The sequence below is a fragment of the Cupriavidus sp. C3SS-1 genome, from assembly GCF_057073755.1.
In genome coordinates this window covers 3,125,603-3,151,629 of sequence record NZ_CP172699.1, presented here as the reverse complement: position 1 = coordinate 3,151,629, position 26,027 = coordinate 3,125,603, and the positions used below count along the sequence as shown (strand labels likewise).

Here is a 26,027-nt window from a genome sequence, read left to right as displayed (position 1 = left end):
TTGCGCCTGTGGTCGCGGCGGAAAGCCAATGACGGGGTCAGCTTTGTCAGATTTCGGGCAAAAAAAACCCGCGCAGTGTTCTGCGCGGGTTGGAATCCACCGAGGTGGTGGAGGAGACAGACTTCACTATACACGTCTTGTTGCGACGCACCAAGTAGTGATCAGGGAATGTTCTGCTTTTGACACATTGTGTTGTGTCACTACAACGAGCGCGGCCGAATCTTGCTGTCTTGTGGCGAACGCGGCGCTTCTTTCAAGTTCTATCGAAACAGATACGCAGCCCCGACAGCGCAGAACAAGCCGGCGACATCGGCCACCAGCGCGCATGCGAGCGCCTGCCGCGTATTGCGCACGTTGACGCTGCCGAAATAGACCGCCAGGACATAGAACGTGGTCTCGGTCGATCCCTGGATGATGGCTGCAAGCCGGCCCTGGAAGGAACCTACGCCATAGGTCGTCATCACATCCACCATCAGTCCGCGGGCGCCGGCGCCGGAGAGGATCTTCATTAACCCGACGGGCAGCGCGGGCACGAACTCCGTATCAAGGCCCAGCCAGGCGAAGCCGGCGGTCAGGCCGTGCATCAGAATGTCCATACAGCCGGTAGCTCGGAATAGCCCGATTGCCACCAGGATCGCAACAAGGTATGGAATGATTTGCACGGCGACGCCGAAGCCTTCCTTGGCGCCATCGATAAAGGCTTCATAGACGTTGATGCGGCGTATGGCGCCGCACACCAGGAAGAGGGTGATCAGCGAAAGAATGAAGCCGCTGCCTGCCAGTGCTGTGAGCTGGCTCACCTTGTCCGGTGACGCATGACGAAGCCAGGCCAGGAGTCCACCCAGGCCTAGCGCGGCCATGGCAAAGGCGGCGAGCACCGCCGGCCGGAACAGGTTCAGCCGCTGGACCCATGCAACCGCCAGCAGGCCTGCCACGAACGAGCCACCGGTGGCCAGCAGCGTTGGAAGGAAGATATCCGCCGCATTGAACCCGACCAGCCCTTGCTTGATCGCAATGGCCTGCCGCATGGCGATGACCGAAGTCGGGATCAGCGTCAGGCCAGCGGTATTCAGTACGATGAACATGATCTGGGCATTGGTCGCCACTTCAGGACGCGGGTTCAGTGTCTGGAGTTCGCGCATCGCGTTGAGGCCCAGCGGCGTCGCGGCGTTGTCCAGCCCGAGCAGGTTGGCCGAGATGTTCATCATCATTGCGCCCTGGGCCGGATGGCCTTGCGGCACGCCGGGGAAGAAGTGACGCAGCAGCGGGTTGACCAGCCGCGCAAAGGCATCCACGACGCCGGCGCGCTCGCCAATCCGCATGATGCCGAGCCAGAGGCTCATGATCCCGGCCAGTCCCAAAGCGATCTCGAATGCTGTGCGGGCGCTGTCAAACAGGCTGGCCAGCATCGCCGGGAACACTGCAACGTCGCCATTGGCGAGCCGTATGCACGCCGCCAGGAAGGCAGTCAGGAAGAAACCGAGCCAGACGAAGTTCAGGACCATCGGAAGTCAGGGCGAAGAAGGGATGGCCGGGTCGGATTTGCGGCCCCGGACCCGGACAAGCGTCGCATCATAGCCGCGCGCCGTTGCGGGTGGCAGGATCTTCGTCAGGCGATTTGTGCGCCGCGCTCGGCGAGCAGTTCGCGCAGTACCGAGCGGTGACAGTGCGCCTCGTCTTCGCAATAGCAGCCCACGGAGAAATTGGCCTTATGCGAGAGCGCTGCCAGCAGGTCCAGCGTATGGCTGGCATCGGGCTCGGCCATCTCCTTGCGGAAATGCCTGACGAAGGTGCGCCAGGCTTTATCGTCCTCGGCGGAAAGTGCCTCGGCGACCAGTTCAGCCGAGGGCGACAGGACGGGATACCAGACGTCGTAGTAATCGCGGCTGGCAAACTCTGCCTTGGGGACGCCCCGAGGCGGGCGTCGGACCGTGCCAATGCGAAGGCCTTCATCCGCGGCGCGCGGGGAACCCAATCGAACAATCCGGATGGTCATGGAAGTCTCCGCACGGCAGTAGCGAGATGCTGAAGTCTTCGATGATGAATCATCGTGTCGCGCATGACAAACGCCTGCATGTGGCGCTTGGGGCGGTCGTCTGTTCGGAACATCCTTATATATATATGTGCACTGGCATTTGGAGGGCGTCCGAACAGTGAGCGGATAGCGGATCCCAACGCGCGCTTTCTCATGCTTCATGTGCCGTCTTTCTGTCGCCTGGAATTATTTTCCGGAATGACTTGCCAAAGCCGGCGGGCCGCCGTAATATTCGCCCCCTCGCAACACAACGCGGCGCTGCAAAGCAGGCGCAGCAAGGGTTGCGGGGTGGATCGGGTGGTTCGGCGGCGCGAAGTTGGCGCGACGAACGGAGCAAAAAAGATTGCTGGCCTGGTTGACGAAACGAAGAAAGTGCTACATAATCTCGTTTCTCTGCTGCAGACAACGCAGCGCGCTGAACGGCAAAGCCGGCAGCGAAGTTCTTTAACAACCAAACAACCGATAAGTGTGGGCGCTGGGTAGCGGACGCACGAAGTCTTCGACTTCGGAGCTTCACAAGTTATACAGTGCTCGCACAGCAAAACGTGACTGGATTTTCGGATCTGGTCAGTCAGTTTTCTGAGAGTGAGCGACCGCTCGAAAGAGCGAGGACCTTCGGGTCCACACAGAGATTGAACTGAAGAGTTTGATCCTGGCTCAGATTGAACGCTGGCGGCATGCCTTACACATGCAAGTCGAACGGCAGCACGGGCTTCGGCCTGGTGGCGAGTGGCGAACGGGTGAGTAATACATCGGAACGTGCCCTGTCGTGGGGGATAACTAGTCGAAAGATTAGCTAATACCGCATACGACCTGAGGGTGAAAGCGGGGGACCGCAAGGCCTCGCGCGATAGGAGCGGCCGATGTCTGATTAGCTAGTTGGTGGGGTAAAGGCCTACCAAGGCGACGATCAGTAGCTGGTCTGAGAGGACGATCAGCCACACTGGGACTGAGACACGGCCCAGACTCCTACGGGAGGCAGCAGTGGGGAATTTTGGACAATGGGGGCAACCCTGATCCAGCAATGCCGCGTGTGTGAAGAAGGCCTTCGGGTTGTAAAGCACTTTTGTCCGGAAAGAAAACCTCTGCCCTAATACGGCGGGGGGATGACGGTACCGGAAGAATAAGCACCGGCTAACTACGTGCCAGCAGCCGCGGTAATACGTAGGGTGCGAGCGTTAATCGGAATTACTGGGCGTAAAGCGTGCGCAGGCGGTTTGATAAGACAGGCGTGAAATCCCCGAGCTTAACTTGGGAATGGCGCTTGTGACTGTCAGGCTAGAGTATGTCAGAGGGGGGTAGAATTCCACGTGTAGCAGTGAAATGCGTAGAGATGTGGAGGAATACCGATGGCGAAGGCAGCCCCCTGGGACGTCACTGACGCTCATGCACGAAAGCGTGGGGAGCAAACAGGATTAGATACCCTGGTAGTCCACGCCCTAAACGATGTCAACTAGTTGTTGGGGATTCATTTCTTCAGTAACGTAGCTAACGCGTGAAGTTGACCGCCTGGGGAGTACGGTCGCAAGATTAAAACTCAAAGGAATTGACGGGGACCCGCACAAGCGGTGGATGATGTGGATTAATTCGATGCAACGCGAAAAACCTTACCTACCCTTGACATGCCACTAACGAAGCAGAGATGCATTAGGTGCCCGAAAGGGAAAGTGGACACAGGTGCTGCATGGCTGTCGTCAGCTCGTGTCGTGAGATGTTGGGTTAAGTCCCGCAACGAGCGCAACCCTTGTCTCTAGTTGCTACGAAAGGGCACTCTAGAGAGACTGCCGGTGACAAACCGGAGGAAGGTGGGGATGACGTCAAGTCCTCATGGCCCTTATGGGTAGGGCTTCACACGTCATACAATGGTGCGTACAGAGGGTTGCCAACCCGCGAGGGGGAGCTAATCCCAGAAAACGCATCGTAGTCCGGATCGTAGTCTGCAACTCGACTACGTGAAGCTGGAATCGCTAGTAATCGCGGATCAGCATGCCGCGGTGAATACGTTCCCGGGTCTTGTACACACCGCCCGTCACACCATGGGAGTGGGTTTTGCCAGAAGTAGTTAGCCTAACCGCAAGGAGGGCGATTACCACGGCAGGGTTCATGACTGGGGTGAAGTCGTAACAAGGTAGCCGTATCGGAAGGTGCGGCTGGATCACCTCCTTTCCAGAGGCGCGCGTTCTGCGTGTCCAGTGTCCACACTTATCGGTTTGTTTGCTGTTACAGCCAAGGGTCTGTAGCTCAGGTGGTTAGAGCACCGTCTTGATAAGGCGGGGGTCGTAGGTTCAAGTCCTACCAGACCCACCAAGTTATCCGAGGGGGGATTAGCTCAGCTGGGAGAGCACCTGCTTTGCAAGCAGGGGGTCGTCGGTTCGATCCCGTCATCCTCCACCATCGCTCTGACGAGTGAGTTGCGGAAAACCTGGAATTGGTTGTCAAAGGAAAGCATTTATTGAGTGCTTCCCTTTGGCATTGCCAAGCGATCGCGGGTCTGCCCTGCGAATCGGCTGTTCTTTAACAATATGGGATGTAGTAAAGGTGTCGCGCGAGCGTTGATGAGACGCTGCAGTAACCAACGCGATACCGGGTTGTGATTGTATCAACCAAAATGTATTTAAGTGATCGAAAGATGACTTGGAATACGGCACAAATGCGAGAACTCACCTGTAGCGACTGTCTCACTGAGACACACTCGTTATAGGGTCAAGCGAACAAGTGCATGTGGTGGATGCCTTGGCGATCACAGGCGATGAAGGACGCGGTAGCCTGCGAAAAGCTTCGGGGAGCTGGCAAACAAGCTTTGATCCGGAGATGTCCGAATGGGGAAACCCGGCCCGCATGGGTCATCCCTGGCTGAATACATAGGCCAGGGAAGCGAACGCGGCGAACTGAAACATCTAAGTAGCTGCAGGAACAGAAATCAACCGAGATTCCCAGAGTAGTGGCGAACGAAATGGGAAGAGCCTTGTACTCTTTAGCAGTGTTGTTAGCAGAACGGGATGGAAAGCCCGGCCATAGCAGGTGATAGCCCTGTATGCGAAAACAGCGTTGTGGAACTAGGTGTACGACAAGTAGGGCGGGACACGTGAAATCCTGTCTGAAGATGGGGGGACCATCCTCCAAGGCTAAATACTCGTGATCGACCGATAGTGAACCAGTACCGTGAGGGAAAGGCGAAAAGAACCCCGGGAGGGGAGTGAAATAGATCCTGAAACCGCATGCATACAAACAGTCGGAGCCTGGAAACGGGTGACGGCGTACCTTTTGTATAATGGGTCAGCGACTTACATTCAGTGGCAAGCTTAACCGATTAGGGCAGGCGTAGCGAAAGCGAGTCCGAACAGGGCGTTCAGTCGCTGGGTGTAGACCCGAAACCAGATGATCTATCCATGGCCAGGTTGAAGGTGCGGTAACACGTACTGGAGGACCGAACCCACTAACGTTGAAAAGTTAGGGGATGAGCTGTGGATAGGGGTGAAAGGCTAAACAAATCTGGAAATAGCTGGTTCTCTCCGAAAACTATTTAGGTAGTGCCTCGTGTCTCACCTTCGGGGGTAGAGCACTGTCATGGTTGGGGGGTCTATTGCTGATTACCCCGCCATAGCAAACTCCGAATACCGAAGAGTGCAATCACGGGAGACAGACATCGGGTGCTAACGTCCGGTGTCAAGAGGGAAACAACCCAGACCGCCAGCTAAGGTCCCCAAATATAGCTAAGTGGGAAACGAAGTGGGAAGGCTAAAACAGTCAGGAGGTTGGCTTAGAAGCAGCCACCCTTTAAAGAAAGCGTAATAGCTCACTGATCGAGTCGTCCTGCGCGGAAGATGTAACGGGGCTAAGCTATATACCGAAGCTGCGGACGCACAGCAATGTGCGTGGTAGGAGAGCGTTCCGTAAGCCTGTGAAGGTGTCTTGTAAAGGATGCTGGAGGTATCGGAAGTGCGAATGCTGACATGAGTAGCGATAAAGGGGGTGAAAGGCCCCCTCGCCGTAAGCCCAAGGTTTCCTACGCAACGTTCATCGGCGTAGGGTGAGTCGGCCCCTAAGGCGAGGCAGAGATGCGTAGCTGATGGGAAGCAGGTTAATATTCCTGCACCGTCGTATGATGCGATGGGGGGACGGATCGCGGAAGGTTGTCCGGGTGTTGGAAGTCCCGGTCCCTGTAGTGGAGAAGGCGCTTAGGCAAATCCGGGCGCGTAATTCAAGGCTATGGGGCGAGCGGCCTAGTGCTGCGAAGCAATTGGAAGTGGTTCCAAGAAAAGCCTCTAAGCTTCAGTCATACGAGACCGTACCGCAAACCGACACAGGTGGGCGAGATGAGTATTCTAAGGCGCTTGAGAGAACTCGGGAGAAGGAACTCGGCAAATTGGTACCGTAACTTCGGGATAAGGTACGCCCTGGTAGCTTGACTGGCCTGCGCCAGAAGGGTGAAGGGGTTGCAATAAAATGGTGGCTGCGACTGTTTAATAAAAACACAGCACTCTGCAAACACGAAAGTGGACGTATAGGGTGTGACGCCTGCCCGGTGCCGGAAGATTAAATGATGGGGTGCAAGCTCTTGATTGAAGTCCCGGTAAACGGCGGCCGTAACTATAACGGTCCTAAGGTAGCGAAATTCCTTGTCGGGTAAGTTCCGACCTGCACGAATGGCGTAACGATGGCCACACTGTCTCCTCCCGAGACTCAGCGAAGTTGAAGTGTTTGTGATGATGCAATCTCCCCGCGGCTAGACGGAAAGACCCCATGAACCTTTACTGTAGCTTTGCATTGGACTTTGAACCGATCTGTGTAGGATAGGTGGGAGGCTTTGAAGCGTGGACGCTAGTCTACGTGGAGCCGTCCTTGAAATACCACCCTGGTTTGTTTGAGGTTCTAACCTTGGCCCGTGAATCCGGGTCGGGGACAGTGCATGGTAGGCAGTTTGACTGGGGCGGTCTCCTCCCAAAGTGTAACGGAGGAGTTCGAAGGTACGCTTGGTACGGTCGGACATCGTACCTAAAGTGCAATGGCAAAAGCGTGCTTAACTGCGAGACCGACAAGTCGAGCAGGTGCGAAAGCAGGACATAGTGATCCGGTGGTTCTGAATGGAAGGGCCATCGCTCAACGGATAAAAGGTACTCTGGGGATAACAGGCTGATACCGCCCAAGAGTTCATATCGACGGCGGTGTTTGGCACCTCGATGTCGGCTCATCTCATCCTGGGGCTGTAGCCGGTCCCAAGGGTATGGCTGTTCGCCATTTAAAGAGGTACGTGAGCTGGGTTTAAAACGTCGTGAGACAGTTTGGTCCCTATCTGCCGTGGGCGTTGGAATCTTGACGGGGGCTGCTCCTAGTACGAGAGGACCGGAGTGGACGTACCGCTGGTGTACCTGTTGTCTCGCCAGAGGCATCGCAGGGTAGCTATGTACGGAAGAGATAACCGCTGAAAGCATCTAAGCGGGAAACTCGCCTGAAGATGAGGATTCCCTGGCGGCTTGACCGCCTTGAAGGGTCGTTCGAGACCAGGACGTTGATAGGCTGGGTGTGGAAGCGCAGTAATGCGTTAAGCTAACCAGTACTAATTGCCCGTAAGGCTTGATCCTATAACCAGTGTGTTTTAGCCTGGTGAGAGAATCGCCTGTGCCGTGCGTTGACAAGCACAACCCAAGACTACAGAACTACATCCCGAATTGGTGAGGTTGACCGCGTCAGCCTCACAACCCCTTATGCCTGGTGACCATAGCGAGTTGGAACCACCCCTTCCCATCCCGAACAGGTCCGTGAAACGACTCCGCGCCGATGATAGTGCGGATTACCCGTGTGAAAGTAGGTCATCGCCAGGCTCTTACAATGCAAAACCCCTCGACAGCATGTGCTGCGAGGGGTTTTTGCTTTGGCGGCCTTCCGCATGGCGCCACCTGGTGGCGCGCTCAACGCTTCTTTGCTGCTCTGGAACCCAGCCCGAAGCCATCTGCGGGCCCCCAGAGCGTCGATATGCGTCTCCCTATAGGGTGAGAACGCAGAAATTAAAACTGTGTTTGTGGGTTGCTACAGCCAGCGTCAGATCGCCAGGCAGTGGCCAGCTCGATGGTCCGGTCGATGCATTCCGCAACGGAAAGTGCTTGACAGGCGAGACGAGAGGTCCCATAATCGATAGTTCTCTGCGGAGAGGTGCCCGAGTGGCTAAAGGGGGCAGACTGTAAATCTGTTGGCTTACGCCTACGCTGGTTCGAATCCAGCCCTCTCCACCAGAATGCAAGACAGCGACCGGCTAACAGGCCGGTGAAGCAGAAAGAACCAGGCGGGTGTAGCTCAATGGTAGAGCAGAAGCCTTCCAAGCTTATGACGAGGGTTCGATTCCCTTCACCCGCTCCAAATCGCGTGGTTGCTGTCGACAAGTAGTACTTCTAGTTTTGCCCATGTGGCTCAGTGGTAGAGCACTCCCTTGGTAAGGGAGAGGTCGGCAGTTCGATCCTGCCCATGGGCACCAAATACCGCACTGGCAATATCGCTGCCGACACAGGAGTCGTGAAATGGCAAAGGAAAAGTTCGAGCGGACCAAGCCGCACGTGAACGTTGGTACGATTGGTCACGTTGACCATGGCAAGACCACGCTGACCGCAGCGATCGCCACGGTGCTGGCAGCGAAGTTTGGCGGTGCCGCCAAGAAGTACGACGAAATCGACGCAGCGCCGGAAGAAAAGGCACGCGGTATTACCATCAATACCGCCCACGTCGAGTACGAAACGGCCAACCGCCACTACGCGCACGTTGACTGCCCGGGCCACGCCGACTACGTGAAGAACATGATCACGGGTGCCGCCCAGATGGACGGCGCGATCCTGGTTTGCTCGGCCGCTGACGGCCCGATGCCGCAAACGCGCGAGCACATCCTGCTGGCCCGCCAGGTTGGCGTGCCGTACATCATCGTGTTCCTGAACAAGTGCGACATGGTGGACGACGCGGAACTGCTCGAGCTGGTCGAGATGGAAGTTCGCGAGCTGCTGTCGAAGTACGAGTTCCCCGGCGACGACACCCCGATCATCAAGGGTTCGGCCAAGCTGGCGCTGGAAGGCGACAAGGGCGAGCTGGGCGAAGTGGCCATCATGAACCTGGCCGACGCGCTGGACACCTACATCCCGACGCCGGAGCGCGCCGTGGACGGTACGTTCCTGATGCCGGTGGAAGACGTGTTCTCGATCTCGGGTCGCGGCACCGTGGTGACCGGCCGTATCGAGCGTGGCGTGATCAAGGTCGGCGAAGAAATCGAAATCGTTGGTATCAAGCCGACGGTCAAGACCACCTGCACCGGCGTGGAAATGTTCCGCAAGCTGCTGGACCAGGGCCAGGCTGGCGACAACGTCGGTCTGCTGCTGCGCGGCACCAAGCGTGAAGACGTCGAGCGCGGCCAGGTGCTGTGCAAGCCGGGTTCGATCAAGCCGCACACCCACTTCACCGGCGAGGTGTACATTCTGTCGAAGGACGAAGGCGGCCGTCACACCCCGTTCTTCAACAACTACCGCCCGCAGTTCTACTTCCGTACCACCGACGTGACCGGCTCGATCGAGCTGCCGGCGGACAAGGAAATGGTGATGCCGGGTGACAACGTGTCGATCACCGTCAAGCTGATCGCCCCGATCGCCATGGAAGAAGGCCTGCGCTTCGCAATCCGCGAAGGCGGCCGTACCGTCGGCGCCGGCGTCGTGGCAAAGATCCTCGACTAAGCACGCAGCATCAGGCGAACGCGGTACCAACCGGCCGCGTTCGTTGCCAGAGGGATTGGCTTCATTGCTGATCCCAAAGTAGTTTTAGGGGTATAGCTCAACTGGCAGAGCGTCGGTCTCCAAAACCGAAGGTTGGGGGTTCGATTCCCTCTGCCCCTGCCAAATCAATCAGCCGCGTCGCGAAGATCCTTCGTGACGCGGCTTAGTCTCGTTTGCGAAACATGGCCAATCCCAATGTCGAAACCGTAAACGCCAATAGCGGCAAGTGGTTGCTTGGCGTCGCGGTCCTGCTTGTGGTTGCAGGCGTCATCGGTTTCTATGCACTCGCGCAGCAACCGTCTTATGTACGTGGCGCCGCGCTGTTCGCGGGTATCGCGCTGGGCGTTGTCGTGGCGCTGGTGTCGGTGCCGGGCAAGGATTTCATCGGCTTCGCCAAGGAATCGTACCGGGAAGTTCGCAAGGTCGTCTGGCCGACGCGCAAGGAAGCTGGACAGATGACGGGCCTGGTGTTCGCCTTCGTCGTTGTGATGGCCTTGTTCCTGTGGTCGGCAGACAAGCTCATCGAGTGGGTCATCTTTTCGCTCGTACTGGGCTGGAAATAAGAGGTAGCGCATGACGGATAACGTCCAGCAGGAAACCACCGCCGCGGAATCGCCTTCCTCGAAGAAGCGCTGGTATGTCGTGCACGCATACTCCGGCATGGAGAAGAGCGTGCAGCGCGCGCTGCAGGAACGCATCGAGCGCGCCGAGATGCAGGACAAGTTTGGCCGCATCCTGGTGCCTTCGGAAGAAGTCGTGGAAATCAAGGGTGGCCATAAGTCGGTCACCGAGCGTCGTTTCTTCCCGGGCTATGTCCTGGTCGAGATGGAAATGACCGACGAAACGTGGCACCTGGTGAAGAACACCAGCAAGGTGACTGGTTTCGTGGGCGGCGCCCGCAACCGCCCGAGCCCGATCTCGCAGCGCGAAGTCGACAAGATCATGACCCAGATGCAGGAAGGGGTCGAGAAGCCGCGTCCCAAGACGCTGTTCGAAGTGGGCGAAATGGTGCGCGTCAAGGACGGCCCGTTCACCGACTTCAACGGCAACGTGGAAGAAGTGAATTACGAGAAATCGCGCCTGCGCGTCTCGGTCACGATCTTCGGACGTGCGACGCCGGTCGAGCTGGAGTTCGGCCAGGTCGAGAAGGTGTAAGGAATTTGCCGGTTGCCTGCTGCAAGGCGAGCAACCGGCAAAGGCGCAGCCAAACGGCTGAGCCAAGAGGAGCGTGAGGCCGCGCGACAGTGCGGCGACAGCGCGTTACGACTCAACAGGATCATCTCCGTGAAACGGAGTGATCTGGATTGGAGTAGAAATGGCCAAGAAGATTATTGGCTTTATCAAGCTGCAGATTCCGGCTGGTAAGGCAAATCCCTCCCCGCCCGTTGGTCCCGCACTGGGTCAGCGTGGTCTGAACATCATGGAGTTCTGCAAGGCGTTCAACGCCCAGACCCAGGGCATGGAACCCGGTCTGCCGGTGCCGGTGGTGATTACCGCCTTCGCCGACAAGAGCTTCACCTTCGTGATGAAGTCGCCGCCCGCGACCGTGCTGATCAAGAAGGCCGCCGGCATCACCAAGGGTTCGCCGAAGCCGCACACCGACAAGGTTGGCAAGATCACCCGCGCCCAGGCTGAAGAAATCGCCAAGGCCAAGAACGCTGACCTGACCGCTGCCGATCTGGACGCCGCCGTGCGTACCATCGCCGGTTCGGCTCGCTCGATGGGCATCACCGTGGAGGGTCTGTAAATGGCTAAGGTTTCCAAGCGCGTCGCTGCCAACAAGGCAAAGATCGAGCGTACCAAGTTCTACCCGATCGACGAGGCCCTCGGCCTGGTGAAGGGCTGCGCCTCGGCGAAGTTCGACGAGTCGATCGACGTGGCCGTGCAACTGGGCATCGATGCCAAGAAGTCGGACCAGGTTGTTCGTGGCTCCGTGGTGCTGCCTGCCGGTACCGGCAAGTCGGTGCGCGTGGCTGTGTTCGCTCAGGGCGACAAGGCCGAGGCCGCCAAGGCCGCTGGTGCCGACATCGTTGGCATGGAAGACCTGGCTGAGCAAGTCAAGGCCGGCAACCTGAACTTCGACGTCGTGATCGCTTCGCCGGACACGATGCGTATCGTCGGTACGCTGGGTCAGATCCTGGGCCCGCGCGGCCTGATGCCGAACCCGAAGGTTGGCACCGTGACCCCGGACGTCGCCCAGGCAGTGAAGAACGCCAAGGCCGGTCAGGTTCAGTTCCGCGTCGACAAGGCCGGTATTATCCACGCCACCATCGGTCGTCGTTCGTTTGAAGATACCGCCCTGAAGAGCAACCTGGCAGCACTGCTGGAAGCTCTGGTCAAGGCCAAGCCGGCTACGAGCAAGGGTGTGTACCTGCGCAAGATCGCCGTGTCGTCGACCATGGGCGTTGGCGTGCGGGTCGAGCAGGCTTCGCTGTCGGCCTGAGCTGACGGCACTCGGCTGACCGGAGCCCGATAACGCCGGTCAGCAAAAAGAATTGAAGGTTCCTGCCGACGGCAGGAACTGTCTCCGGACCGCAAGGGATGGAGCAAGGCTTTGGGCAGTGATGCCCGTCGCAGGCGCAAGCCGCGGCAGGCATCACTGGTTATCAAAGACCGCTGGTGTCCGCGTTGCTGCAGTCAGGGAACGCGGGCTTAATCGGACGGTACGTACGCGACGGGGCAACCCGCTGCGACGGCTTCCGGCCCGCCAGCGCAGATGGCGCACCCGAAGGGATTGATGAAGCCGGGCCAGACCCGGATGATTCGGGCCAATCGGTCGCCGTTCGTATGGACTGATGTGCGTCGCAAGACAAGCATCGTTTTGGAGCTAAACCGTGCCACTCAATATTGAAGATAAGAAGGCCGTCGTTGCTGAGGTTTCGGCGCAAGTCGCCAAAGCCCAGACCATCGTCGTCGCCGAATATCGCGGCATCGCGGTTGGCGATCTGACCAAGCTGCGCGCGACCGCCCGCCAGCAAGGCGTCTACCTGCGCGTTCTGAAGAACACGCTGGCCCGCCGCGCTGTGGAAGGTACGCCGTTTGCTGGCCTCGCAGAGCAAATGACCGGTCCGCTGATCTACGGTATTTCCGAAGATGCAGTGGCCTCGGCCAAGGTTCTCAACGACTTTGCCAAGACCAACGACAAGCTGGTCCTGCGCGCTGGGTCGTATGACGGCCGTGTGCTCGATGCTGCCGCCGTCAAGGCGCTGGCCTCGATCCCGAGCCGCGACGAACTGATTGCTCAGCTGCTTGGCGTGATGCAGGCACCGGTGTCGGGCTTTGCCCGTCTGCTGGCCGCCCTGGCTGCCAAGAATAGCGAAGGCGCTCCCGCAGAAGCGGAAGCCCCGGCTGCTTAAGGCTGCGTACAGATCGGGCATACCGATCGCAATACCGATACCGAATCAAATTTAGGAGTAATCCAAATGGCAATCACTAAAGACGACATCCTGGAAGCCGTTGGCGCGATGTCCGTGATGGAACTGAACGACCTGGTCAAGGCGTTCGAAGAAAAGTTTGGCGTGTCCGCCGCTGCTATGGCCGTGGCTGCTGCCCCGGGCGCTGGCGGTGCTGCCGCTGCTGAAGAGCAGACCGAGTTCAACGTGATCCTGGCCGAAGTCGGCGCTAACAAGGTTGGCGTGATTAAGGCTGTTCGCGAAATCACCGGCCTGGGCCTGAAGGAAGCCAAGGACCTGGTCGATGGCGCACCGAAGGCTGTCAAGGAAGGCGTGGACAAGGCTGCTGCTGCCGAAGCCAAGAAGAAGCTGGAAGACGCTGGCGCGAAGGTCGACGTCAAGTAATGCATCGCTCGCGTGCCTTTTCGGCACGCGAATGGGGCTGGCAAAGGGAAACTCCCGGCGCCAGCCTTTTTGCGCTTGTGCGAGTGTGTTTAATTGGCCACTCGCGGCAGCCGAATGTGATGAAAAAGGTGTGTGAGGCGGGTTAAAAGCCCGATGTCTCAGCAGACGCCAAACATCAGTGGCAAACTACCGTGTTGCTGCTGATGTTTGTCTTCTGAACCGACTGCAGAAGACAAGTTTGGTCGGGTGTCCCCCGGGCGAGTGCAGGCTTTGCGCTAATGCATTGACCACACCGCCCGCAGCGTGCGGACACCGTCAGCCAGAGGTTGGTAGCGGCCAACCGCCAAATCCCCTCCCAGTCGCTGAACACCTCAGGCGCGGCCAGGTCCAGCTGCCCTGCGATGATTCGGAGATCCCATGGCGTACAGCTTCACCGAAAAGAAGCGCATTCGCAAATCCTTTGCGAAGCGCGCGACGGTTCATCAGGTTCCATTCCTGCTTGCAACCCAGATTGAATCCTACACCCAGTTCTTGCAAGCGGAAACGCCGACCGCGCGTCGCAAGACCGAAGGCCTGCAGGCCGCTTTCAACGCGATTTTCCCGATTGCCTCCCATAACGGGCTTGCCCGTATGGAGTTTGTCTCGTATCACCTGTCCAATCCGCCGTTCGACGTCAAGGAATGCCAGCAGCGTGGCCTGACGTTCCATTCGGCCCTGCGCGCCAAGGTTCGCCTGATCATCAACGATCGCGAGAACCCGGGCAAGGTGAAGGAAGTGAAGGAGCAGGAAGTCTACATGGGCGAGATTCCGCTCATGACTTCCACCGGTTCGTTTGTGATCAACGGCACCGAGCGTGTCATCGTGTCGCAGCTGCACCGCTCGCCGGGCGTGTTCTTCGAGCACGACAAGGGCAAGACCCACAGCTCGGGCAAGCTGCTGTTCTCGGCACGTATCATTCCCTACCGCGGTTCGTGGCTGGACTTCGAGTTCGACCCGAAGGACATCCTGTACTTCCGCGTCGACCGCCGCCGCAAGATGCCGGTGACGATCCTGCTGAAGTCGATCGGCCTGACGCCGGAGCAGATCCTGGCGCACTTCTTCGTGTTCGACAACTTCACGCTGCAGTCGGAAGGTGCGCAGCTCGAGTTCGTGCCCGAGCGCCTGCGCGGTGAAGTCGCGCGCTTTGACATCGCCGACAAGAACGGCCGTGTCGTGGTCGAGAAGGACAAGCGGATCAACGCCAAGCATATCCGTGACCTGGATTCGGCTGGCACCAAGCTGATCAGCGTGCCCGAAGACTACCTGGTGGGCCGCGTGCTGGCGAAGAACATCATCGACCCGGATACCGGCGAGGTGATTGCCAACGCCAACGACGAGCTGACCGAGACCGTCCTCGAAAACCTGCGTGAAGCCGGCGTCAAGCAGATCCAGACGCTGTACACCAACGACCTGGACCAGGGCCCGTACATGTCGCAGACCCTGCGCGTGGACGAGACCGCCGACCAGACCGCTGCGCGTATCGCGATCTACCGCATGATGCGCCCGGGCGAGCCGCCGACCGAAGACGCCGTGGAAGCGCTGTTCCAGCGCCTGTTCTACAGCGAAGAGTCGTATGACCTGTCGCGCGTTGGCCGCATGAAGGTCAACAGCCGTCTGTCGCGCCCGACCGGCGAGGGCAGCATGGTGCTGCAGGACGAGGACATCCTCGAGACCATCAAGATCCTGGTCAACCTGCGCAACGGCAAGGGCGAGGTCGATGACATCGACCACCTGGGGAATCGTCGCGTGCGCTGCGTCGGCGAACTGGCCGAGAACCAGTTCCGTGCCGGCCTGTCGCGCGTGGAGCGCGCCGTCAAGGAACGTCTGGGCCAGGCCGAGACCGAGAACCTGATGCCGCACGACCTGATCAACTCGAAGCCGATTTCGTCGGCGATCCGCGAGTTCTTCGGTTCGTCGCAGCTGTCGCAGTTCATGGACCAGACCAATCCGCTGTCGGAAATCACCCACAAGCGCCGTGTTTCGGCTCTTGGCCCGGGCGGTCTGACGCGCGAGCGCGCCGGCTTTGAAGTCCGCGACGTGCACCCGACCCACTACGGCCGCGTGTGTCCGATCGAAACGCCGGAAGGCCCGAACATTGGCCTGATCAACTCGCTGGCACTGTATGCCCGCCTGAACGAGTACGGCTTCCTGGAAACCCCGTACCGCAAGGTCGAGAACAGCAAGCTGACCGACCAGGTCGACTACCTGTCGGCGATCGAGGAAGGCAAGTACGTGGTGGCCCAGGCCAATGCGACCGTCGACGCCGAAGGCAACCTGACCGACGAACTGGTGTCGGCGCGTGAAGGCTCCGAGCGTGAAACCCGTATGGTGACGCCGGACCGCGTGCAGTACATCGACGTGGCGCCGTCGCAGATCGTGTCGGCCGCTGCGTCGCTGGTGCCGTTCCTGGAACACGATGACGCGAACCGTGCACTGATGGGCGCGAACATGCAGCGTCAGGCCGTGCCTTGCCTGCGTCCGGACAAGCCGCTGGTCGGTACCGGCATCGAGCGCACCGTTGCGGTCGACTCGGGCACCGCCGTGCAGGCGATGCGCGGCGGCGTGGTCGACTATGTCGACGCGATGCGTATCGTGATCCGCGTGAACGACGACGAAGCCGTGGCCGGTGAAGTCGGCGTGGACATCTACAACCTGATCAAGTACACGCGTTCGAACCAGAACACGAACATCAACCAGCGTCCGATGGTCAAGGTGGGCGACCACGTGGCCCGCGGCGACGTCGTGGCCGATGGCGCCTCGACCGACCTGGGCGAGCTCGCGCTCGGCCAGAACATGCTGGTCGCGTTCATGCCCTGGAACGGCTACAACTTCGAGGATTCGATCCTGATCTCGGAGCGCGTGGTGGCCGAAGACCGCTACACCTCGATCCACATTGAGGAACTGTCGGTCGTTGCCCGCGACACCAAGCTCGGACCGGAAGAAATCACGCGCGACATCTCGAACCTGGCCGAAGCCCAGCTGGCTCGCCTGGACGAGTCGGGCATCACCTACATCGGCGCCGAAGTCGAAGCCGGCGACGTGCTGGTGGGCAAGGTCACGCCGAAGGGCGAGACCCAGCTGACGCCGGAAGAGAAGCTGCTGCGCGCGATCTTCGGCGAGAAGGCTTCGGATGTGAAGGACACCTCGCTGCGCGTGCCGTCGGGCATGAGCGGCATCGTGATCGACGTCCAGGTCTTCACCCGCGAAGGCGTGACCCGTGACAAGCGTGCCCAGTCGATCATCGACGACGAACTGAAGCGCTACCGCCTGGACCTGAACGACCAGCTGCGTATCGTGGAAGGCGACGCGTTCCAGCGTCTGGAGCGTCTGCTCGTCGACAAGACCGTCAATGGCGGTCCGAAGAAGCTGGCCAAGGGCGCGAAGCTGACCAAGGAATACCTGGCGGAAATCGACAAGTACCACTGGTTCGACATCCGTCCGGCCGACGAGGAAGTGGCTGCCCAGCTGGAAGCCGTCAAGGAAGCCATCGAGCAGAAGCGCCACGAGTTCGACCTGGCCTTCGAAGAGAAGCGCAAGAAGCTCACGCAGGGCGACGAACTGCCGCCGGGCGTGATCAAGATGGTCAAGGTTTACCTGGCCGTCAAGCGCCGCCTGCAGCCTGGCGACAAGATGGCAGGCCGTCACGGCAACAAGGGCGTCGTGTCCAAGATCACGCCGATCGAAGACATGCCCTACATGGCCGACGGTACGCCTGCCGACATCGTGCTGAACCCGCTGGGCGTGCCTTCGCGGATGAACGTGGGTCAGATTCTCGAGACCCACCTGGGCTGGGCTGCGCGCGGTCTGGGCGAACGCATCGGCAACATGCTCAAGGCGCAAGCCAAGGCAGCCGAACTGCGCAAGCTGCTCACGCAGATCTACAACGAGAGCGGCAAGGTCGAAGACCTCGACAGCCTGTCGGACTCGGAAGTCCTGGAACTGGCCGAGAACCTGAAGAAGGGCGTGCCGTTCGCGACGCCGGTGTTCGATGGTGCGCATGAGGATGAAATCCGCCGCATGCTGGACCTCGCTTATCCGGAAGAGATCGCGAAGGAGAAGGGCCTGACCGCTTCCAAGCAACAGGTCACGCTGTTCGACGGCCGCACCGGTGAGGCGTTCGAGCGTCCGGTTACGCTGGGTGTGATGCACATGCTGAAGCTGCACCACCTGGTCGACGACAAGATGCACGCGCGTTCGACCGGCCCGTACTCGCTCGTCACGCAGCAGCCGCTGGGTGGTAAGGCGCAGTTCGGTGGCCAGCGTTTCGGTGAGATGGAAGTGTGGGCGCTGGAAGCCTACGGCGCATCGTACGTGCTGCAGGAAATGCTGACCGTCAAGTCCGATGACGTGAACGGCCGTACCAAGGTGTACGAAAACATCGTCAAGGGCGAGCACTCGATCGATGCCGGCATGCCGGAATCGTTCAACGTGCTGGTGAAGGAAATCCGCTCGCTGGGTATCGACATCGACCTCGATCGCTACTGATCGAGACGATCGGGCGCCGGCCACGGCGGGCGCCCACCAGCGCAGGATTTCCCACAGGATTGAATGCCGCTGCACCGGACAGACTCCGGGGCGGCGGCGAAACAAGGAGTTGCAATGAAAGCATTGCTCGATCTCTTTAAGCAGGTACAGCAGGAAGAGCAGTTCGACGCGATCAAGATCGGCCTGGCATCGCCCGACAAGATCCGTTCGTGGTCGTATGGCGAAGTAAAGAAGCCGGAAACGATCAACTACCGTACGTTCAAGCCGGAACGCGACGGCCTGTTCTGCGCCAAGATCTTTGGACCGATCAAGGACTACGAGTGCCTGTGCGGCAAGTACAAGCGCCTGAAGCACCGCGGCGTCATCTGCGAGAAGTGCGGCGTTGAAGTGACGCTGGCCAAGGTGCGCCGCGAGCGCATGGGCCACATCGAACTGGCCGCGCCGACCGCGCACATCTGGTTCCTGAAGTCGCTGCCGTCGCGTCTGGGCATGGTCCTGGACATGACGCTGCGCGATATCGAGCGCGTGCTGTACTTCGAGGCATTCGTGGTGCTCGAACCCGGCATGACTCCGCTCAAGAAGAGCCAGATCATGTCGGAAGACGACTACCTGGCGAAGTGCGACGAGTACGGCGAGGGCGAGTTCGTCGCCATGATGGGTGCCGAGGGCATCCGTGAATTGCTGCGCGGCATCGACATCGAGAAGCAGATCGAACAGATCCGCGCCGAACTGCAGGCCACCGGCTCCGAAGCCAAGATCAAGAAGTTCGCCAAGCGCCTGAAGGTGCTCGAGGCCTTCCAGCGTTCGGGCATCAAGCCCGAGTGGATGATCCTCGAAGTGCTGCCGGTGCTCCCGCCCGAGCTGCGCCCGCTGGTGCCGCTGGACGGCGGCCGCTTCGCGACCTCGGACCTGAACGACCTGTATCGCCGCGTCATCAACCGTAACAACCGCCTGAAGCGCCTGCTGGAACTGAAGGCGCCCGAGATCATCGTGCGCAACGAAAAGCGCATGCTGCAGGAAGCGGTTGACTCGCTGCTGGACAACGGCCGTCGCGGCAAGGCGATGACCGGCGCCAACAAGCGTCCCCTGAAGTCCCTGGCCGAAATGATCAAGGGCAAGGGCGGCCGTTTCCGTCAGAACCTGCTGGGCAAGCGCGTCGACTACTCGGGCCGTTCGGTCATCGTGGTGGGCCCGACGCTCAAGCTGCACCAGTGCGGCCTGCCCAAGCTGATGGCGCTCGAGCTGTTCAAGCCGTTCATCTTCCACAAGCTGGAAACGATGGGCATCGCCACCACCATCAAGGCGGCGAAGAAGGAAGTGGAAAGCCAGACGCCGGTGGTGTGGGACATCCTCGAAGAGGTGATCCGCGAGCACCCGGTGATGCTGAACCGCGCGCCGACGCTGCACCGCCTGGGCATTCAGGCGTTCGAGCCGGTGCTGATCGAAGGCAAGGCCATCCAGCTGCACCCGCTGGTCTGCGCAGCGTTCAACGCTGACTTCGACGGTGACCAGATGGCTGTTCACGTCCCGCTGTCGCTGGAAGCGCAGATGGAAGCCCGCACGCTGATGCTGGCCTCCAACAACGTGCTGTTCCCGGCCAACGGCGACCCGTCGATCGTGCCGTCGCAAGACGTGGTGCTGGGTCTGTACTACACGACCCGCGACAAGATCAACGGCAAGGGCGAAGGCATGACCTTCGCCGACATCAGCGAAGTGATCCGCGCCTACGAGAACAAGGAAGTCGAACTGGCTTCCCGCGTGAACGTGCGTATCACCGAGTATGAGCTGGTCGACAAGGACGCCGAAGGCGACGCGCGTTTCGCACCGAAGATCACGCTGCAGGCGACCACGGTTGGCCGCTCGATCCTGTCCGAGATCCTGCCGAAGGGCCTGCCGTTCTCGGTGCTGAACAAGCCGCTGAAGAAGAAGGAAATCTCGCGCCTGATCAACACCGCGTTCCGCAAGTGCGGCCTGCGCGAGACCGTGATCTTCGCCGACAAGCTGCTGCAGTCGGGCTTCCGCCTGGCGACGCGCGCCGGTATCTCGATCGCGATCGACGACATGCTGGTGCCGCCGCTGAAGGAGAAGATCATCTCCGAGGCCTCGGCCAAGGTGAAGGAATACGACAAGCAGTACATGTCGGGTCTGGTGACGGACCAGGAGCGTTACAACAACGTCGTGGACATCTGGGGCGCCGCCGGCGACCAGGTGGGCAAGGCGATGATGGAGCAGCTCCAGCACGAAGACGTGGTCGACCGCAACGGCAACACCGTCAAGCAAGAGTCGTTCAACTCCATCTACATGATGGCCGACTCGGGCGCACGGGGTTCCGCAGCGCAGATCCGCCAGCTGGCCGGTATGCGTGGCCTGATGGCAAAGCCGGATGGCTCGATCATTGAAACGCCGATTACGGCGAACTTCCGTGAAGGCCTGAACGTTCTGCAGTACTTCATCTCGACCCACGGCGCCCGTAAGGGCCTGGCCGATACGGCACTGAAGACCGCGAACTCGGGTTACCTGACCCGTCGTCTGGTCGACGTGACGCAGGACCTGGTCGTGGTGGAAGACGATTGCGGCACCTCCAACGGCGTGGCCATGAAGGCCCTGGTCGAAGGCGGTGAAGTGATCGAAGCCCTGCGCGACCGAATTCTGGGTCGTGTGACAGTGGCCGACGTGGTGAACCCTGAAACCCAGGAGACCGCGATCGAGACCGGCACGCTGCTGGACGAAGACCTGGTCGACCTGATCGACGCGATCGGCGTGGATGAAGTCAAGGTGCGCACGCCGCTGTCGTGCGATACGCGCTACGGCCTGTGCGCCAAGTGCTATGGCCGTGACCTCGGCCGCGGCGTGATGGTGAACTCCGGCGAAGCGGTGGGCGTGATTGCCGCCCAGTCGATCGGTGAGCCGGGCACGCAGCTGACCATGCGTACGTTCCACATCGGTGGTGCGGCATCGCGTGCGGCCGTGGCATCGAGCGTGGAAGCGAAGGCAACCGGTACCGTGCGTTTCACGGCGACCATGCGCTATGTCACCAATGCGAAGGGCGAGCTGATCGTCATCTCGCGTTCGGGCGAAGCGCTGATCACCGACGACCACGGCCGCGAGCGCGAGCGCCACAAGATCCCGTACGGCGCCACGCTGCTGGTGCAGGACGGCCAGGCCATCAAGGCTGGCACGCAGCTGGCTACCTGGGATGCACTGACTCGACCGATCGTTTCGGAATACACCGGCACGACCAAGTTCGAGAACGTGGAAGAAGGCGTGACCGTCGCCAAGCAGATGGACGAAGTCACCGGCCTGTCGACCCTCGTGGTGATCGACGCCAAGCGCCGCACGGCTGCCACCAAGGGCATTCGCCCGCAGGTGAAACTGCTCGACGCGAACGGCCAGGAAGTGAAGATCCCGGGCACGGACCACTCCGTGACCATCGGCTTCCAGGTTGGCGCGCTGATTACCGTGAAGGACGGCCAGCAGGTTCACGTCGGTGAAGTGCTCGCACGTATCCCGACCGAATCGCAGAAGACCCGTGACATTACCGGTGGTCTGCCGCGTGTGGCCGAACTGTTCGAAGCGCGTTCGCCGAAGGACGCCGCCGTGCTGGCGGAAGTCACCGGCACGACCTCGTTCGGCAAGGACACGAAGGGCAAGCAGCGCCTGGTCATCACCGACCTGGACGGCAATGCCCACGAGTTCCTGATCGCGAAGGAAAAGCAGGTGCTGGTGCACGACGGCCAGGTGGTGAACAAGGGCGAAATGATCGTGGAAGGTCCGGCGGATCCGCACGACATCCTGCGCCTGAAGGGCATCGAAGAGCTGGCGCACTACATCGTCGACGAAGTCCAGGACGTGTACCGTCTGCAGGGCGTGAAGATCAACGACAAGCACATCGAGGTGATCGTTCGCCAGATGCTGCGTCGTGTTCAGGTCGCTGACGTAGGCGACACCAAGTTCATCCCGGGTGAACAGGTGGAGCGTTCGGAGCTGCTCGACGAGAACGATCGCGTGATCGCCGAAGGCAAGCGTCCGGCGACCTACGAGAACCTGCTGCTGGGTATTACCAAGGCGTCGCTGTCGACCGACAGCTTCATCTCGGCGGCATCGTTCCAGGAAACCACGCGCGTGCTGACCGAAGCCGCGATCATGGGCAAGACCGACGACCTGCGTGGTCTGAAGGAAAACGTGATCGTTGGCCGTCTGATCCCGGCCGGTACCGGCCTGGCCTACCACCGTGCCCGCAAGGCACGCGAATCGGCCGAACGCGAACGCGCCCAGGCGATCTCCGAAGAAGAGCAGTCGCTCTTCATCGAGCCGCCGCCAGTGGTGCAGGCGACGGAGGGTGAAGGCGACAACGCCTGATCCATGCAGTAGCGCTCCGCCGCCAAGGCGGACCAGAAGCCCGGCTGATCCAGCCGGGCTTTTTTTTCGTCTGGGATATCGCCCCTACGGCCGGTGCTTGCCGGCAGCCTTGTATTGCAGTGCTGACATGGCAGTAAGAAACCTCCGACAGTTGGTCCTGCAAGGGCGGTGCGCCGCGTTCTTAGTGTATGGTTACGGCTTTTCCGGCTACCGCTATTCCGTTGTCCATGTCGCAAGCACTGGCGATCCTCAAGGATGTCTTCGGCTACCACGCCTTCCGCGGACGCCAGGGCGAAATCATCGATCACGTCGCGTCGGGTGGCGATTGCCTCGTCCTGATGCCGACCGGCGGCGGCAAGTCGCTTTGCTACCAGATCCCGGCGCTGCTACGGCAACGCGCCGGCCAGGGCGTCGGTATCGTGGTGTCGCCGCTGATCGCGCTGATGCAGGACCAGGTTGCCGCGCTGACCGAAGCCGGGGTGCGTGCCTCCGCACTCAATTCCACGCTGACCGGGTCAGAGGCTTCCGCGCTCGAGCGCGACCTGCTGGCAGGCCGCCTCGAAGTTCTCTACGTCGCGCCGGAACGTCTCATGACGCCGCGCTTTCTCGATCTGCTTGAACGCACGCGTGTCGGTCTGTTCGCGATCGACGAGGCGCACTGCGTGTCGCAGTGGGGCCATGATTTCCGGCCCGAATACATCCAGCTGTCGGTGCTGCACGAGCGTTTCCCGCACGTGCCGCGCATCGCACTGACCGCCACGGCGGACGCGGTAACGCGCGACGAGATCATCGAGCGCCTGGCGCTGGATGACGCGCGAGTCTTCGTCTCCAGCTTCGACCGCCCGAATATCCGCTACCGGATCGTCGAGAAGGACAATGCCCGGCAGCAGTTGCTGGCCTTCATCAAGGCCGAGCACACCGCCGCAGATGGCACGCATGACAGCGGCATCGTCTATTGCCTGTCGCGCAAGAAGGTGGAGGACACTGCCGAGTGGCTGCAGGGGCATGGCGTCAATGCGCTGCCGTATCACGCCGGCATGGAGGCAGCCACGCGACAGCGCCACCAGGCGCGCTTTCGCGAAGAGGAAGGCCTGGTGATGGTCGCTACGATCGCCTTCGGCATGGGCATCGACAAGCCTGACGTACGCTTCGTCGCTCACCTGGACCTGCCCAAGAGCATGGAGGGCTACTACCAGGAGACCGGCCGCGCCGGCCGTGATGGTCTGCCGGCCAATGCCTGGATGGCTTACGGTCTCGGCGACGTGGTGCAGCAGAAGCGCATGATCGACGAATCCGAAGCCGACGACGCCTTCAAGCGCGTGTCATCGTCGAAGCTCGATGCGTTGCTGGGATTGTGCGAGACGGCGGGCTGCCGGCGTGTGCGCATCCTGGCCTACTTCGACGAGGCCAGCGAACCTTGCGGCAACTGCGATACCTGTCTGGAGCCGCCCGCCACCTGGGACGGCACGCGCGAAGCGCAGATGGCGCTGTCCTGCGTCTACCGCACGGCGCAGGCCAGCCGGCTGCATTTCGGCGCTACCCACCTGATCGATGTGCTGCGTGGCAATGCCTCGGAAAAGATCAGGCAGTGGGGCCACGACAAGGTCTCGACCTTCGGCATCGGCAAGGACCGCACCGTCCACGAATGGCACACCGTCTTTCGCCAGCTGATTGCCCAGGGTTTGCTCGTGATCGACCATGGCGGCCACGGCGCGCTGCTGCTGGGCGAGGGCGCGCGCGAAGTGCTCAAGGGTGGGCGGCAGATCATCCTGCGCCGGCAGGCGACGAAACCCGGCAAGTCCGGGGAGCGTGCCGCACGTGGCGCCCGCACCGACCATACCGCCGACATGGACGCCGGCACGCTGGCCAATTGGGAAGCCCTGCGCCGCTGGCGCACCGATGCTGCGCGCGAGCATGGCGTGCCGGCCTACGTCATCTTCCACGACGCCACGCTGGCCGAACTGGCCCGCACCGCGCCGGATTCGCTGTCGGCCATGGAGGGCATTCCCGGGATTGGGGCATCGAAGCTCGAACGCTACGGCCAGGCCATCGTCGATACGCTGAACCGCGTTTAGGCGCGTCGGACAGCATCGGGTATACGGCTTGACCGTATACGATTCCGCTGCTACCATGCCAGATTCGAGTTTTTGGCTTTGGATTTCGCTCGCCCGTCGGCTATGTGGACTTTGATCCGCTGCCCGGCAAGCCTTCCGGATCGCTTCGGCAGTCCGGCGGCGGCAGATGCGGGATCCGGGTGCCGGCTCGCGCTCTTTGGAATGCTGTTACCGCACAGTCCCCTCCCTTGAGCGCCCGCTCACCTCTCCCGCCCAAAACCCGTAGTTGCCTCTTTCCCGGTTCTGCCGGGCGTAAGAGGTGTTTTTCGTAAAACCAAGCTGGATTGAACAATGCCAACTATCAACCAACTGGTTCGCAAGCCGCGCGTCTCTGAAGTCATCAAGAGCAAGAGCCCGGCACTTGAGAACTGCCCGCAGCGTCGCGGCGTGTGCACCCGCGTGTACACCACGACGCCGAAGAAGCCGAACTCGGCACTGCGTAAGGTCGCCAAGGTGCGCCTGACCAACGGTTTCGAAGTTATTTCGTACATCGGCGGTGAAGGCCACAACCTGCAGGAACACTCGGTCGTGCTGATCCGCGGCGGTCGTGTGAAGGACTTGCCGGGTGTGCGTTACCACATCGTCCGTGGCTCGCTGGACCTGCAAGGCGTGAAGGACCGCAAGCAGGCCCGTTCGAAGTACGGTGCGAAGCGTCCGAAGGCTGCCTAAGCTTTTATCGCAAGCAACAAGCGACAGTCGGTGGCAAGTGTCACGGAACTGTCAAAAGGCGGCGGTACAACGGAGCGTTTTTGTGCGCCGTGCCGTCGAGTAAGTGGTCACCCGGCGAATTTGCTGTTCATGCATGCAAGCTAGTTGGTGGCCGGAGAGCGGAGACAACAAACCGCGCTCTCAACTGAATCTAAAGGAAAGAAGATGCCACGTCGTCGTGAAGTCCCCAAGCGGGACGTTCTGCCTGATCCGAAGTTCGGTAACGTTGAAGTTGCCAAGTTCATGAACGTGCTGATGCTGGACGGCAAGAAGTCGGTTGCCGAACGTATCGTGTACGGCGCGTTCGACCAGATCGAAAAGAAGGCAGGCAAGGCCCCCATCGAAGTGTTCTCCGTTGCGATCAACAACGTGAAGCCGGTGGTGGAAGTGAAGAGCCGTCGCGTGGGCGGCGCCAACTATCAGGTTCCGGTCGAAGTCCGTCCGTCGCGTCGTTTGGCATTGGCGATGCGTTGGCTGCGCGAGGCCGCGAAGAAACGCAGCGAGAAGTCGATGGCGCTGCGCCTGGCAGGTGAGCTGCTGGAAGCATCGGAAGGCCGTGGCGGCGCGATGAAGAAGCGCGACGAAGTGCACCGCATGGCCGAAGCCAACAAGGCGTTCTCGCACTTCCGCTTCTAAAGCGCGCGAAAACACTGTTGGTTGCCGGGCGGGCTGTGTTTTTACACATCTCGCCCGTTTGTGTTAAGGGCGCGCGGCATGAGATGCCGGCGCCTCACGAACGAATAGAGGA

Annotated in this window: 14 protein-coding genes, 6 tRNA genes and 3 rRNA genes; 21 read left to right on the top strand and 2 right to left on the bottom strand. The window is 60.4% G+C overall.

Annotated features, from left to right (window positions below):
• Positions 1-260: 260 nt before the first annotated feature.
• Positions 261-1,505, bottom strand: coding sequence for a nucleoside recognition domain-containing protein (locus ACIGJC_RS14715; RefSeq protein ID WP_483709661.1), 1,245 nt, complete (start codon positions 1,503-1,505; stop codon positions 261-263).
• Between the two features lie 104 nt (positions 1,506-1,609).
• Positions 1,610-1,996 (bottom strand): DUF488 domain-containing protein, encoded by a 387-nt coding sequence (locus ACIGJC_RS14710; protein WP_483709660.1) that lies wholly within the window; start codon positions 1,994-1,996, stop codon positions 1,610-1,612.
• A 673-nt stretch (positions 1,997-2,669) separates the two neighbouring features.
• Here ACIGJC_RS14710 and ACIGJC_RS14705 point away from each other — a divergent pair.
• From ACIGJC_RS14705 to rpsG, 21 genes are all read left to right on the top strand, one after another.
• Positions 2,670-4,201, top strand: a 16S ribosomal RNA gene (locus ACIGJC_RS14705).
• 64 nt (positions 4,202-4,265) lie between these two features.
• Positions 4,266-4,342: transfer RNA gene (locus ACIGJC_RS14700), tRNA-Ile, on the top strand.
• 11 nt (positions 4,343-4,353) lie between these two features.
• A tRNA-Ala gene (locus ACIGJC_RS14695) sits at positions 4,354-4,429 on the top strand.
• Positions 4,430-4,736: 307 nt separating this feature from the next.
• Positions 4,737-7,617 (top strand): 23S ribosomal RNA (locus ACIGJC_RS14690).
• A 126-nt stretch (positions 7,618-7,743) separates the two neighbouring features.
• Positions 7,744-7,857, top strand: a 5S ribosomal RNA gene (gene rrf, locus ACIGJC_RS14685).
• Together the 16S, 23S and 5S rRNA genes with 5 tRNA genes alongside form the textbook arrangement of a ribosomal RNA operon.
• 322 nt (positions 7,858-8,179) lie before the next feature.
• Positions 8,180-8,265, top strand: a tRNA-Tyr gene (locus tag ACIGJC_RS14680).
• Between the two features lie 50 nt (positions 8,266-8,315).
• Positions 8,316-8,389, top strand: a tRNA-Gly gene (locus tag ACIGJC_RS14675).
• Between the two features lie 40 nt (positions 8,390-8,429).
• Positions 8,430-8,504 (top strand) — tRNA-Thr (locus tag ACIGJC_RS14670).
• Between the two features lie 43 nt (positions 8,505-8,547).
• Positions 8,548-9,738, top strand: a complete 1,191-nt coding sequence (gene tuf, locus ACIGJC_RS14665; protein ID WP_464221500.1) for an elongation factor Tu — start codon at positions 8,548-8,550, stop codon at positions 9,736-9,738.
• A gap of 86 nt (positions 9,739-9,824) precedes the next feature.
• Positions 9,825-9,900: transfer RNA gene (locus tag ACIGJC_RS14660), tRNA-Trp, on the top strand.
• Between the two features lie 59 nt (positions 9,901-9,959).
• Positions 9,960-10,340: a preprotein translocase subunit SecE gene (gene secE / locus ACIGJC_RS14655; RefSeq protein ID WP_483709659.1), complete on the top strand. Its 381-nt coding sequence runs from the start codon at positions 9,960-9,962 to the stop codon at positions 10,338-10,340.
• A 10-nt stretch (positions 10,341-10,350) separates the two neighbouring features.
• Positions 10,351-10,932 carry a transcription termination/antitermination protein NusG gene (gene nusG / locus ACIGJC_RS14650; RefSeq protein ID WP_039011257.1) on the top strand — a complete coding sequence of 194 codons (582 nt, stop codon included), beginning with the start codon at positions 10,351-10,353 and terminating at the stop codon, positions 10,930-10,932.
• Between the two features lie 160 nt (positions 10,933-11,092).
• Complete coding sequence (gene rplK, locus ACIGJC_RS14645) at positions 11,093-11,524, top strand: 50S ribosomal protein L11 (RefSeq protein WP_010810467.1); 432 nt, start codon at positions 11,093-11,095, stop codon at positions 11,522-11,524.
• Entirely contained in the window at positions 11,525-12,220 is a 696-nt protein-coding gene (gene rplA, locus ACIGJC_RS14640; protein WP_483709657.1) for a 50S ribosomal protein L1, read from the top strand.
• Between the two features lie 391 nt (positions 12,221-12,611).
• Complete coding sequence (gene rplJ / locus ACIGJC_RS14635; RefSeq protein ID WP_483709656.1) at positions 12,612-13,133, top strand: 50S ribosomal protein L10; 522 nt, start codon at positions 12,612-12,614, stop codon at positions 13,131-13,133.
• A gap of 66 nt (positions 13,134-13,199) precedes the next feature.
• Positions 13,200-13,574, top strand: coding sequence for a 50S ribosomal protein L7/L12 (gene rplL / locus ACIGJC_RS14630; protein ID WP_011299320.1), 375 nt, complete (start codon positions 13,200-13,202; stop codon positions 13,572-13,574).
• A 417-nt stretch (positions 13,575-13,991) separates the two neighbouring features.
• The gene (gene rpoB / locus ACIGJC_RS14625) at positions 13,992-18,098 is read left to right on the top strand and encodes a DNA-directed RNA polymerase subunit beta (protein ID WP_483709654.1); all 4,107 of its coding nucleotides are present in this window, start codon (positions 13,992-13,994) and stop codon (positions 18,096-18,098) included.
• A gap of 114 nt (positions 18,099-18,212) precedes the next feature.
• Positions 18,213-22,457 (top strand): DNA-directed RNA polymerase subunit beta', encoded by a 4,245-nt coding sequence (rpoC, locus tag ACIGJC_RS14620; RefSeq protein ID WP_483709653.1) that lies wholly within the window; start codon positions 18,213-18,215, stop codon positions 22,455-22,457.
• A gap of 227 nt (positions 22,458-22,684) precedes the next feature.
• Entirely contained in the window at positions 22,685-24,532 is a 1,848-nt protein-coding gene (gene recQ, locus ACIGJC_RS14615; RefSeq protein WP_483709651.1) for a DNA helicase RecQ, read from the top strand.
• A 330-nt stretch (positions 24,533-24,862) separates the two neighbouring features.
• Positions 24,863-25,240: a 30S ribosomal protein S12 gene (rpsL, locus tag ACIGJC_RS14610; protein WP_006576501.1), complete on the top strand. Its 378-nt coding sequence runs from the start codon at positions 24,863-24,865 to the stop codon at positions 25,238-25,240.
• A gap of 204 nt (positions 25,241-25,444) precedes the next feature.
• The gene (rpsG, locus tag ACIGJC_RS14605; RefSeq protein WP_010810459.1) at positions 25,445-25,915 is read left to right on the top strand and encodes a 30S ribosomal protein S7; all 471 of its coding nucleotides are present in this window, start codon (positions 25,445-25,447) and stop codon (positions 25,913-25,915) included.
• Positions 25,916-26,027 lie beyond the last annotated feature (112 nt).

Bases quoted from the DNA above. Each gene is read 5' to 3' on its own strand.
- ACIGJC_RS14715 (WP_483709661.1), bottom strand. From the start codon at position 1,505: ATGGTCCTGAACTTCGTCTGGCTCGGTTTCTTCCTGACTGCCTTCCTG.
- ACIGJC_RS14710 (WP_483709660.1), bottom strand. From the start codon at position 1,996: ATGACCATCCGGATTGTTCGATTGGGTTCCCCGCGCGCCGCGGATGAA.
- tuf (WP_464221500.1), top strand. From the start codon at position 8,548: ATGGCAAAGGAAAAGTTCGAGCGGACCAAGCCGCACGTGAACGTTGGT.
- secE (WP_483709659.1), top strand. From the start codon at position 9,960: ATGGCCAATCCCAATGTCGAAACCGTAAACGCCAATAGCGGCAAGTGG.
- nusG (WP_039011257.1), top strand. From the start codon at position 10,351: ATGACGGATAACGTCCAGCAGGAAACCACCGCCGCGGAATCGCCTTCC.
- rplK (WP_010810467.1), top strand. From the start codon at position 11,093: ATGGCCAAGAAGATTATTGGCTTTATCAAGCTGCAGATTCCGGCTGGT.
- rplA (WP_483709657.1), top strand. From the start codon at position 11,525: ATGGCTAAGGTTTCCAAGCGCGTCGCTGCCAACAAGGCAAAGATCGAG.
- rplL (WP_011299320.1), top strand. From the start codon at position 13,200: ATGGCAATCACTAAAGACGACATCCTGGAAGCCGTTGGCGCGATGTCC.
- rpoB (WP_483709654.1), top strand. From the start codon at position 13,992: ATGGCGTACAGCTTCACCGAAAAGAAGCGCATTCGCAAATCCTTTGCG.
- rpoC (WP_483709653.1), top strand. From the start codon at position 18,213: ATGAAAGCATTGCTCGATCTCTTTAAGCAGGTACAGCAGGAAGAGCAG.
- recQ (WP_483709651.1), top strand. From the start codon at position 22,685: ATGTCGCAAGCACTGGCGATCCTCAAGGATGTCTTCGGCTACCACGCC.
- rpsL (WP_006576501.1), top strand. From the start codon at position 24,863: ATGCCAACTATCAACCAACTGGTTCGCAAGCCGCGCGTCTCTGAAGTC.
- rpsG (WP_010810459.1), top strand. From the start codon at position 25,445: ATGCCACGTCGTCGTGAAGTCCCCAAGCGGGACGTTCTGCCTGATCCG.